Annotated in this window: 7 protein-coding genes; 4 read left to right on the top strand and 3 right to left on the bottom strand. The window is 70.4% G+C overall.

Annotation, left to right across the window (positions count from 1 at the left end; all coding sequences use genetic code 11):
- Positions 1-6,025, bottom strand: a 6,025-nt coding sequence (locus Q4P07_RS13075; RefSeq protein ID WP_303375356.1) for a type I polyketide synthase, incomplete at its 3' end; no start/stop codon positions are given.
- Positions 6,022-6,651: a 4'-phosphopantetheinyl transferase superfamily protein gene (locus Q4P07_RS13070; protein WP_303375355.1), complete on the bottom strand. Its 630-nt coding sequence runs from the start codon at positions 6,649-6,651 to the stop codon at positions 6,022-6,024. The genes Q4P07_RS13075 and Q4P07_RS13070, both read right to left, overlap by 4 nt.
- Positions 6,652-7,058: 407 nt before the next feature.
- Here Q4P07_RS13070 and Q4P07_RS13065 point away from each other — a divergent pair, with 407 nt between their 5' ends.
- The 4 genes from Q4P07_RS13065 to cysM all read left to right on the top strand — a co-directional run bounded on the left by Q4P07_RS13065 (position 7,059) and on the right by cysM (position 8,873).
- Complete coding sequence (locus tag Q4P07_RS13065) at positions 7,059-7,289, top strand: ribbon-helix-helix domain-containing protein (protein ID WP_303375354.1); 231 nt, start codon at positions 7,059-7,061, stop codon at positions 7,287-7,289.
- The gene (locus Q4P07_RS13060) at positions 7,276-7,623 is read left to right on the top strand and encodes a type II toxin-antitoxin system PemK/MazF family toxin (protein WP_303375353.1); all 348 of its coding nucleotides are present in this window, start codon (positions 7,276-7,278) and stop codon (positions 7,621-7,623) included. The genes Q4P07_RS13065 and Q4P07_RS13060 overlap by 14 nt, the downstream gene beginning before the upstream one ends.
- Before the next feature lie 127 nt (positions 7,624-7,750).
- Positions 7,751-7,948, top strand: coding sequence for a hypothetical protein (locus Q4P07_RS13055; RefSeq protein ID WP_303375352.1), 198 nt, complete (start codon positions 7,751-7,753; stop codon positions 7,946-7,948).
- A gap of 37 nt (positions 7,949-7,985) precedes the next feature.
- Positions 7,986-8,873, top strand: a complete 888-nt coding sequence (cysM, locus tag Q4P07_RS13050) for a cysteine synthase CysM (RefSeq protein ID WP_368660283.1) — start codon at positions 7,986-7,988, stop codon at positions 8,871-8,873.
- Positions 8,874-9,370: 497 nt separating this feature from the next.
- Here the strand turns inward: cysM and Q4P07_RS14375 are convergent, their stop codons facing one another.
- Entirely contained in the window at positions 9,371-9,655 is a 285-nt protein-coding gene (locus Q4P07_RS14375) for an HIT domain-containing protein (RefSeq protein WP_368660282.1), read from the bottom strand.
- Between the last annotated feature and the right edge of the window lie 49 nt (positions 9,656-9,704).

The following is a 9,704-nucleotide window of genomic DNA, read 5'->3' as shown; positions in this document are numbered from 1 at the left end:
CTGTCTCCTCCACCGGGGCAGCAGGCTCCGACTCCTCCAGCGCTGGTGCCGCCGAGGTCCGTTGCCCGGCGTCCATCACGAGGAGCTGCGCGGACACCAGAGAGGTCGCGTCGTGCAGCGCTTCCAGCGCGGCCTCGCACGACACCTGGGGCACCCCCCGCGTCCTGGCGGCCACCGCGAGCAGTGGCGAGCTCGCCATACCGGTGTCTGCCCAGGCGGCGAAGTTGAGCGCTTGGGCCGGTCGTCCGGAGGCGGTCTCCGCGGCGGCGAAGGCGTCGAGGAAGGCGTTGGCCGCGGCGTAGGAGCCCAGTCCACCGGCGTAGCCGCTGAGCGCGGAGGACACGGAGGAGAACAGCATGAAGGTGTCTGGCCGGCGCCCATGGCGGTCGAGGGCTCGGGACAGGAGCACGGTGCCCCTGACCTTGGGGGAGAGGACTTCGCGGACGGCTTCTTCCGTGACGGACCGGAGTGCTCCGACGCTGGCCAGCCCGGCCGCGTGGAAGACACCATCCAAGGTCGGGAGGCCTGCGACCAGCCGGTCGACGTCGGAGGCCACCGTCAGGTCTGCCGTCACGTAGTGCGCGGTGGCGCCCAGCTCCTGGAGTTGGTCCAGCAGGCCGGGCGGTGCGGCAGGCGATCGCCCGGTCAGGAAGATCTCGGGGTGCCCGCGCCCGGCGAGGAAGCGCGCGACGGCGCTACCCACGCCGCCGGCGCCGCCCGTGATCAGATAACGACCGTCGGCCCGCAGCCGGGCTGGGCGGTCCGGATGCAGCGCTTCACCCAGGAGCGGCACCTTGGTCAGCCGACGCCCCCGACGCCAGGCGACCGACTCCGCACCGGAAGGCACGGGTGGGGAGTCCAGCTCTCTGACCAGTGCGTCGAGGCGCTCCGACGTGTCGTCGAGCGAGGACAGGTCCACTACACGGACGCCCTGTTTGGGGTTCTCCTCGGGCAGGGCCAGCGCCAGGCCAGCCAGGATCGCGTGCCCCGGCCGCGCGCGCTCGACCACGGTGCCGGTGACCGACACGTCCTGCGTGACGACGATTAGCGGGGTGGGCCGCTCGTCGAGCTGACGGCACAAGGTCAACATCTCCGCAGTCGCCTCGCGCGCGACCCCGTCCAGCGCGGCGGGCACGTCGAGGTCGAGCACCGGACCGCAGAGCAGGACGACCACGGACGCCGGTGGGCTCTCGTGGAGCGCGCCGACAGCCCGGTGGTGCACCCGCAGGCCGCGTCGGACCAGGCGGTCGGCGAGAGCTTCGGCGATCTCGTCACGCGCGCCCACGAGGCACACGCTGCGCAGCACCGAGCCGGCCGGGAGCGGCGAGTCCTCCCACCCGAAACCGTGCAGGAGCGCCGAGAGGGGCGCGGGGTCCGATCTCTTCGTGGGCGCGGCGTCGATCACCTCCGGGAGCCAGTGGTGCTGATGCTGGAAGGGATAGGTCGGCACCTCGGCTCGCGGACGGGCGGGTGTGAGATCGGGCCTGGAGATCGGCACGCCCGTCATCCACAGCTTTCCCACCGTGCGGATCAGGGCAGCCGGGTCCGGCGCCTTCCCACCCAGGAGAGGCACCGCGAGATAGCCGTCGGTATGCCGAGCCTGCGCGATCGAGGTCACCAGGGCAGTGAGCGTCGCGCCGGGGCCCACCTCGAGGAAGGTGTCGAAGCCCTCCTGCAGGAGACGGTCCAGCGCGGGTCCAAACCGGACGGTTTCCCGCGCGTGCTCCACCAGATAGTCCGGGTCCAGGGTCGGCGCCCAGTCACCCGTCACCGTGCTCATCAGCGGCGTCCGGGACGGTGCCGGCGTGAGGTCGGCCGCTGCGACGCGCAGGGCCTGCAGCGAAGGCTCCATCATCGCGGAGTGGAAGGCGCGGGAGACGCTGAGGCGACGACCGTGGCACCCGCGCTCGGCCAACGCCTGCAGCGCCGTCTCGACGGCAGCCACCGTCCCGGAGATGGTGAGCTGGCCCGGGGCGTTGCGGGCTGCCAGCGCCAGCTCACCATCGGCCTCCTCGAGCACCGGGAGCACGTCAAGCTCGGCGCCGGAGACGGCAGCCATCGCGCCGGGAGCGCAGTGGTCCTGCATGGCCCTGCCCCGCGCGGCTGCGAAACGGACCGCCTCGACCGGGTCGAGCGCGCCGCAGACCGCGGCGGCGGTGAGCTCGCCGACACTATGGCCGACCACGGCGTCCGGCCGCACGCCCCAGGCGCGCAGCTGTGCGGCCAGCGAGATCCCGAACGCGACCAGCAGCGGTTGGGCGACCGCGGTCGCCGCCAGCTCCGTCGGGTCGGCGTCGACATCCAGGGACCATCCAAGGAGGCTCTGCCGCCCGAGCGGACCGACTGCCGCGGAGAGCTCCTCGAAGGTGCCGCGATAGGCCGCCTGCGACCGGTGCATCGCCACGCCCATCCCCGGGAACTGCGACCCCTGCCCCGGGAAGACGAAGACGACCCGTGGCCGACGTCGCGCCGAGGAGCCGACCGGCCCTCGTGCGACGAGGCTCTCGAGCGCAGGTGCGAGATCACCCTGGACCGGGAGCGCGAGACGGTGGCGGGAGTGGTCTCGGGCCGTGCTCGCGCTGCGCACGACGTCCCCTTCGTCGAGGTCGGGGTTGCTGCGCGCGTAGGCGGCGAGGTTGGTGGCCGCGGCGCGGAGGGCGCTCTCCGACGCAGCTGAGAGGGTGAGCAGGTGGGGACCGGTGGGCGGGCTCGCGAGGTCCTCGCGCGGTGGCTCGTCTGGGGCCTCCTCGAGGATGACGTGGGCGTTGGTGCCGCCGAACCCGAAGCCGTTGATCCCCGCTCGCAGCGGGCTGGGGCCACTCCAGGGGCGGGCCTCGCGGACCACGGCCAGGCCGGCGGACTCGAGGTCGAACTGCGGTGAGGGTTCGTCGTAGTGCAGGGAGGGCGGGAGCTGCCGGTGCGAGAGGCTGAGCACCACCTTGAGCAGGCTCGGCATACCGGCGGTGTTGAGCAGGTGCCCCACGTTGGTCTTGACCGAGCCGAGCCATCGAGGCCCGTCCCCGGGCGGGAAGGCGCGCATCAGCGACCGCGCCTCGATGGGGTCCCCGATCGCGGTCCCCGTCCCGTGCGCCTCGAGATAGCTGACGGTGGCGGGGTCGAGGTCCGCGTCGCGGTAGGCGGCCGTGATCACGGCCTCCTGCAGCAGGGGGTTGGGGGCCATCAGGCTCAACGAGCGGCCGTCGTTGTTCACCGCGCTTCCCCTGACGACAGCGAGCACCCGGTCCCCGGCGGCCTGCGCAGCGGCAAGCGGCTCGAGCACGAGCGCAGCGGCCCCCTCCCCGGGCACGAAACCGTCGGCACCAGCGCTGAACGCGCGGCTGCGACCGCTCGGGGAGAGCGCCTGCGCCGCCTCCAGGAGCCGGTAGGTGGTCGACGTCAGGTTGAGGTGGACGCCACCGACGAGGGCGAGGTCGCATTCGCCAGCCTCCAGGCTACGTCGGGCCTGGTGCAGGGCGACGAGCGCTGAGGAGCAGGCTGTGTCCACCACGAGGGCCGGACCGGACAGGTCCAGGTGGTGGGCCACCCGCGCAGCGACGAGGCTGCGCAGGTTGCCGACGAGGGCGGCTGGGGAGGGCGGGAGGCCATCCTCCATGGCGTCGTGCAGGAGTTGCGGATATCCGCTCTCGCCGACGGCGACGAAGATGCCGATGCGGCGGTCCTTGCGGCGTGCACCGGCGTAGCCAGCCCGCTCGAGCGCCTCGTGCGCGACCTCCAAGAAGATGCGGGCATGCGGGTCCATGACCGCTGCCTCCTGCGGCGAGACGCCGAAGTAGTCGGCGTCAAAACCCGCGACGTCGTCGAGGAACGCCCCCCAGCGGGCTCGGGCCCCCTCGGGCAGCTGCCAACGGGAAGGCGGGACCTCGGTGACGCTGTCCCGGCCGGCGAGGAGGTTGTCCCAGAACGCCTCCGGGGTGTCCGCGTCGGGAAGGCGGCACGCCATCGCGATGACGGCGGCAGGTCCGGCGGCAGCGCTGAGGGAGGGTCGTGCCGGGGGTGTGGGACGCGGGGCGCTCTCTCCCTTGACGTGGTCTAGCAGGTGGTCGGTCAGCGCAGCGACGGTGGCGCAGTCGCGGAGGAGGGCTGGCTCCAGGGTGCTGCCGAACGCCTCCTCGAGCTGGCCGAGGACCTGCATGGCGGCCAGCGACGAGCCACCGATCGCCATGAAGCGGTCCTCGGGGCTGATGGTGTCGGCCGGCACCTCGAGGACCCCCGCCCAGATGTCGGTGATGAGCTCCGCGACCTGTTGCCGGGACCTCCTCGGCGTAGCCGGCGACAGCGTGGCCGGTGATGGTGTGGCACTGCAGGCGTCAGCCACCTCCTGTTCCAGGGCAGCGAAGCGTCCCGCAGCGAGCCGCTCCCGGAGCCGTCCTCGCTGGATCTTGCCGCTCGTGGTGCGCGGGAAGTCGTCTGCAGGTATGGGGAGCACGAGGACGTCCGCATAGGCCAGCGCCTCGCGCACGCCTGCACGCACAGCCGTGAGCGTCTGGGCCAACGTGCGGATGTCGGCGCCCCGCGAGGTGAGGAACACCGCGACCCGCTCCCGCCCTGAGTCGGGTTCGGTGACACCGACCACGGCCACCCTGCCGGGGGCCAGCCCGGGGGTGGCCGCGACGACCTGCTCCAGGTCGTGGGCGTGAAACTTCTGCCCGTTGATGAAGAGCACGTCCTTGGCGCGCCCGGTCACGCAGAGCCGATCGGACCGGAGGAAGCCTAGATCGCCGGTCCGCAGCCAGCCGTCGACAAAGACCTCCGCGCTCTCCTCGGCACGTCCCTGATAACCCCGTGCGACGTTGGGGCCCCGAAACTCGATGTGTCCCACCAGCGAGTCACCTAGCTCCTGCCCCTCGTCGTCCACGATGCGCAGCTCACCTCCGGGGACCGCGAAGCCCACGTCCATGAACTCGGCAGGATCGCGAGCACGGCCGCCGACGTCGTCATGGGCCCCCTCTGGCCGCGGGACCTCGAGGGCGCGGCCTGCCGCGAGCGCGCGCCGGTCCAGCACGAGTGGCTCGGCCAGCTCCCCAAGGGGTGGGAAGGCGACCGCCAGCGTGGCCTCGGCCAGGCCGTAGAGGGGCACGAGGGCACGCGGGTCCAGCCGTGCCGGCCGCAGGTGGTCCTGGAACTGGCGCCACGTCCGGACGGGTATCGGCTCTGAGCCGACCCCCACCAGGCGCACCGAGCTCAGGTCCAGCGCGGCGACCTGTTGGCTCGACACCCGTCTCAGCGTCACCGCGAGGGCAAAGCTCGCCATGGGCAGCAACGTAGCCCGGTGCTGGTGCGCGGTCTGGAACCACAACGCGGGCCGCTTGGCGAAGTCCGCAGGGTCCAGCTTCACCTGCTTCATCCCCACCGCCAGTGGGGTGAGGTGGGCGCCGATCAGTCCCATGTCGTGGAAATAGGGCAGCCAGGTCACGAGGACGTCACTGGCTCTGGCTGCCCCCGCGGTCCTGGCCTGCTCGATGTTGGCCAGCACGTTGGCGTGCGTGAGCTCCACCCCCTTGGGCATCCCCGTGCTGCCGGAGGAGAACTGGAGGAAGGCGACCTCTGACGGGTCGGCCCGATGCACGCTCGGGATCGGGTCGCCGGCCCGCAACGACGCCTGGTCGAGGAGGTGCAGCGCGTCCGGGTCGGCGGCTGTCGCCATACCCCGCAGGAGGGGTGCCAGCCGGTCGTCCACGATGACCGGCGGATGCCCGAGGTGCGTCCAGACCGCGTGGACCTTCTCCGGCGCCGGTGCCAGCGGCACCGGCAGCAGTCCGGCAGCCAAGGCGCCCCAGAAGCTCGGGAGGAAGTCCCACCCATCGCCAGGGAGGATGATCACGGCCGTGCCTGGCGTCAACCCGGCCCGGTGGAGGCCGCCCGCCACGCGAAGGGAGTCCTCGAGCAGTTCCTCGAAGGTATGGACGCGCTCCTCGCCGTTCCCGTTGACCTCGATGATCTCTTGATCCGGCTGGTCCCGAGCCGCCGACAGGAGCAGGTCGACGAGGGTGCGGCCCGTGCTCACGGAGCCCGTTCCACGCAGACCGTCGCGCACACGCCGTCCGCGGGGGCGGAGGCGGAGAACGTCCAGGCCTCTTCCTGCCCGAGCAACACCGGTTCCTCGGCGGTGCAGTCGATAGTCACGCTTCTCGGATCGCTCGTCAGGCCCACGCCGGTCGCCTTCAGGAAGGCTTCCTTGGCGGTCCACAGCCGAAAGAACCGATGGTCCCGACTGCGCCCCGGTGGGACTTGGTGGATCCAGCTCAGCTCGTGGGTCGACAGGGCGCGTCGGGCCAATGACGGTGACACGTCGCGGACCGTCTCGACGTCGATCCCGACTCGTCCGTCCGGGCAGAGCGCGACGCCGACCCAGCTCCCACTGTGCGACAGGCTGACATCCGCAGGCGGCGTGCAGCGTGGTCGACCGTCAGCGCCTCGCTGCAGCGTGGTCCCGTGAGACCTGCTGAGGCGGTGCAGGAGCTGCCAGCCGGTCGCCGAGTTGAGCCGGTCCTGCGGGCGGCGAAGCCCATCGATCCGGGGGTGCTCTGCCGCCGGCACCTGCGCCATGAGTGCACGCCACTGCCCGACGGACAGGGTGGGAGACGGGGCAACCAGGAGAACCGTGCATCGCCCCGCGGCGCCATCAGCCATGGTCCTCCCCTTCCCGCACGAGGACCAGCGAAGGCTCGCTGGGGGTGGCCCCTGCCGCCCGTGGACAACTTAGCCCAACGCGACCGGACCGCGCCTCGACTGTCCCCGTGGCGCGGGTCACGGCGCGCTGACTAGGCTCCGAGAATGCCCAGTCCGGATGGTTTCGACTACGTCGTGCGCAGTGACTAGGTGGTGATCATCCATCGCGGTGTCATCGCCACCACGCTGCGCGGGAGGCGCGCTCAGGTCTTTCTCGAAGACGTCGATGCGCAATGACACCGAGCCCTTCCAGATCGACGGGCGAGTTCTCATCGTCCCGCTGGCCCATCTGGCTCGGGCTATCCGTCGGCCTGGACCGATGCTGCTACTAGGGTAGCGGCCTGATCCTACCTAGGTAGGATCAGGCCATGAAGCTGAGCGTGAGTCTGAGCGAGGAGGACCTCGCCGCCCTCGACCGGTATGTCGAGCAAGCGGGTCTTGAGTCGAGGTCGGCTGCCGTGCAGCAGGCCATTCGCCGCCTGCAGGACCCGCAGCTGGAGGCGGCCTATGCCGCCGCCTGGGAGGAGTGGGCCGTCGAAGGGGAGGAAGACGCCTGGGCATCGGCATCCTCGGACGGGCTCTCTGATGCTGCGCGGTGAGATTCTTCTGGTCGATCTGGACCCCGTGCGCGGCAGCGAGGCCAACAAGCGTCGCCCCGCGGTGCTCGTCAGCAACGACCGGGCGAACACCATGGCCCAACGACTGGGTCGTGGAGTAGTGACCGTGGTGCCCCTCACCAGCAACGTGGAGCGGGTCTTCCCGTTCCAGGTGTTGCTGCCAGCGGAGGAGACAGGACTGCGGGTGGACTCCAAGGCTCAGGCAGAGCAGGTGTGCTCGGTCGCCGCCGAGCGGGTCGGTTCTGCAGTAGGCCGGGTTCCGCCTCGCCTCATGGCTGCGGTCGACGAAGCGGTGCGCCTCCATCTGCAACTGTGACCGCCCGACGCGCTGCATGATCTTCTCCGTCGTCTGGGCTCTCGACTCCCACGACGATCTAGCGGAAATGACGTCTTATATCGGCATCTTTGAGAGCGTGGAGCGGTCGGATGGCAACGTGAGACAGATGGAGACCGAATGGCAGATGACCTCTGCCGACGGTGACCACGTGGCCGGCAAGCTCCTCGCTCAGCACCCGCACCTCGTTCTCGACACGGTTGAGGTGCCTCCTGCAGAGTCGGCCGCAAGAATCATCGAGTGGGTGGACACCCTGCGCGGCACCTCCGCCAAGTGCGCTGCGACTCTCCGGCGACCGCCGCCGTAGACTCCGGCGGGTGAGCAACCCTGGGCCGTACCTCACGATGGAGGACGTCATCGGCGACACCCCGCTGGTGCGTCTGCAGCGCCTTCCGGGGCCGGAGAACGAACGCCGCGGCAACGTGCTGCTCGCCAAGCTGGAGGGGAACAACCCGGCCGGCTCGGTGAAGGACCGGCCCGCGATCAGCATGATCCGGGGCGCCGAGAAGCGAGGGGAGATCTCCCCCGGCGACACCCTGCTGGAAGCCACGTCCGGCAACACCGGGATCGCCTTGGCAATGGCGGCGGCGATCAGCGGCTACCCACTGGTCATCGTGATACCCGAAAACGCCTCCACCGAGCGGATCCAGACGATGAAGGCATACGGAGCCGACCTGGTTCTCACCTCGGCAGAGGGCGGCATGGAAGAGGCCCGCGATGTCGTAACGCGGATGGAGCGGGAGGGTAGAGGCCGGGTCTTGGACCAGTTCGGCAACCCGGACAACCCCCGTTCCCACGAGAACGGCACCGGCCCGGAGCTGTGGCGCCAGACCGACGGACGGATCACGCACTTCGTGTCCGCGATGGGCACCACCGGTACGATCACCGGGGTCTCGCGGTTCCTGAAGTCGCGCAACCCCGGTGTCCAGATCGTCGGGGCACAGCCCGCGGAGGGCGCGAAGATCCCCGGGATCCGCGCCTGGCCACCGGAGTACGTGCCGAAGATCTTCGATCCGTCAGCGGTGGACTGGACCGTGGAAGTCACCCAGACTGACGCCGAGGAGACGGCCCGCCGGCTGGCCCGCGAGGAGGGCATCTTCGGCGGTGTCTCCGCGGGCGGCGCTTGCTGGAGCGCCCTGCAGGTGGCCGAGGATGTCGAGGGGGCGACGATCGTCTTCGTGGTCTGCGACCGCGGCGACCGTTACCTCTCCAGCGGCGTGTTCCCCGCCTGAGAGTCTTGACCGCCGCCCGGGGCCTCCACTGTCGTATACGCGCCGGAAGGACGCACCTCCGGAAGGAGCGACCAGCGGGAGTACAGCGGGTTTGTGAGCCTGTCGCGTAGAGCTGAAAGGGGAACTGCATGAGTGATCGATCCGCTTTCTGGCAGGCCGATCGACTCAGCAGTCACGACCCGACTCGGATTCGTGCGTCAGATGGTCACCGCCCGCTTCGACTTCGACCGCGCGAACGATGATGGGGTGGCGAAGCACAAGGCCAGCGACCCGCCTCAAACATTGAACGCGTTCCGTGTGGTGACAGAGCGCACGGACACCCCATCTGGACGGTTGGCGACCCTGGTGGAGGCGTACGTGCACGGCGAGGACATCCGTCGTCCGCTGGGCATCCACAGCCACTATCCGAGCGAGCACGTGATGAGGGCACTGGAATACACGGCCGCGTGCCGCCGCCGGGTTCGGCGGAGGGAGAGAGCGTGTCCGTGGCCTTCGGCTCATCCCGCTTGCCCACGGCCGAGCCATCGGCGAAGGCCCCATCGAAGTGCACCGGAGTGCCCCGCTGCGCACGTCCGGTCCATCAGAGCATGTGCACGTGCGGAACATGCTGCTCGATCCAGCGACGAAACATGTCGCCGGGGCACGATGAGCACCTGCCCAGGGGCGACGGGGCAGGCGTCCATGAAGGCAACAACCAGCTCGTTGCTAGCGGCGACGCTCGCTCCTCCACGGCCGCTCAATATCTCGCAGAACGAGCATGCGACTGACTCGCTCTCAGACATGGCGCACTCTACGAGCAGTGGTCGACGAACGCGGAGCATTGCGGCAGTA

Origin of the sequence: Ornithinimicrobium sp. (assembly GCF_030537745.1) — a bacterium.
Classification (GTDB): Bacteria; Actinomycetota; Actinomycetes; order Actinomycetales; family Dermatophilaceae; genus Ornithinicoccus.
Note: the sequence above shows the minus strand (reverse complement) of the source record. Positions and strands in the feature narration are given on the sequence as shown.

What these genes read in the sequence shown, in the direction of transcription:
- Q4P07_RS13070 (WP_303375355.1), bottom strand. Translation starts at nt 6,651, where the DNA reads ATGGCTGATGGCGCCGCGGGGCGATGCACGGTTCTCCTGGTTGCCCCG.
- Q4P07_RS13065 (WP_303375354.1), top strand. Translation starts at nt 7,059, where the DNA reads ATGAAGCTGAGCGTGAGTCTGAGCGAGGAGGACCTCGCCGCCCTCGAC.
- Q4P07_RS13060 (WP_303375353.1), top strand. Translation starts at nt 7,276, where the DNA reads ATGCTGCGCGGTGAGATTCTTCTGGTCGATCTGGACCCCGTGCGCGGC.
- Q4P07_RS13055 (WP_303375352.1), top strand. Translation starts at nt 7,751, where the DNA reads ATGGAGACCGAATGGCAGATGACCTCTGCCGACGGTGACCACGTGGCC.
- cysM (WP_368660283.1), top strand. Translation starts at nt 7,986, where the DNA reads ATGGAGGACGTCATCGGCGACACCCCGCTGGTGCGTCTGCAGCGCCTT.
- Q4P07_RS14375 (WP_368660282.1), bottom strand. Translation starts at nt 9,655, where the DNA reads ATGTCTGAGAGCGAGTCAGTCGCATGCTCGTTCTGCGAGATATTGAGC.